Origin of the sequence: Amycolatopsis sp. SID8362, from assembly GCF_010550475.1 — a bacterium.
In the GTDB taxonomy this organism is placed as follows: domain Bacteria; phylum Actinomycetota; class Actinomycetes; order Mycobacteriales; family Pseudonocardiaceae; genus Amycolatopsis; species Amycolatopsis eburnea.
The window spans coordinates 1-806 of record NZ_JAAGNB010001587.1; the positions used below are offsets into that span (position 1 = coordinate 1).

Annotated in this window: 1 protein-coding gene; it reads left to right on the forward strand. The window is 75.4% G+C overall.

Annotation, left to right across the window (positions count from 1 at the left end; genetic code table 11):
- Positions 1-806: acyltransferase domain-containing protein (locus G3I65_RS48905; RefSeq protein WP_160702442.1), on the forward strand; the 806-nt coding region annotated here is incomplete at both ends.

An 806-nucleotide genomic window follows, 5' to 3' on the forward strand; every position in this document is an offset into this window, starting at 1 on the left:
CGGGCGGGATGATGTCGGTCTCGCTGCCCGCCGCCGACGTCGAAGCCCGCATCGCCCCCTACGGCGACGGCGTCTCGGTCGCCGCGATCAACGGGCCCCGGTCGGTCGTGGTGGCCGGCGACCCCGCGGCGCTGGCCGCGCTGCTGGCCGAGCTGACCGGCGAAGGCGTCCGCGCCCGCCGGATCGACGTCGACTACGCCTCGCACTCCGCGCAGGTCGAACAGCTCGAAGGCGAACTGCGCAGCCGGCTCGCCGCCGTCCGGCCGCGCGCGGCCGACATCCCGTTCTTCTCCACGGTCACCGGCGACTGGCTCGACACCACCGCGATGGACGCCGGCTACTGGTACCGCAACCTGCGCGCCACCGTCCGGTTCGAGCCGGCCATCCGCGAGCTGCTGGCCGTGGGCTTCCAGGCCTTCGTCGAGGTCAGCTCGCACCCGGTGCTCACCGTCGGGGTGCAGGACATCGTCGAGGAGGCCGGCGCCCGTGCCGTCGTCACCGGCACGCTGCGCCGCGACGAAGGCGGCACGGACCGGTTCCTCACTTCACTGGCGGAGCTGCACGTGCGCGGGATCCGCCCGGACTGGGAGGCGGTGTTCGCCGGCACCGGCGCGCGCCGGATCGCCCTGCCCACCTACGCCTTCCAGCGCGAGTTCTACTGGCCCGACCCGGAGCAGGCCGGCCCGGCGGACGCGGCGGGCGCCGAGGACGCCGGGTTCTGGGCCGCGGTCGACAGCGAGGACTTCGACGCGCTGGCCGCGCGGCTCGAGGTCGACGGCGCGGCGCTGACCGAGGTCCTGCCCGCG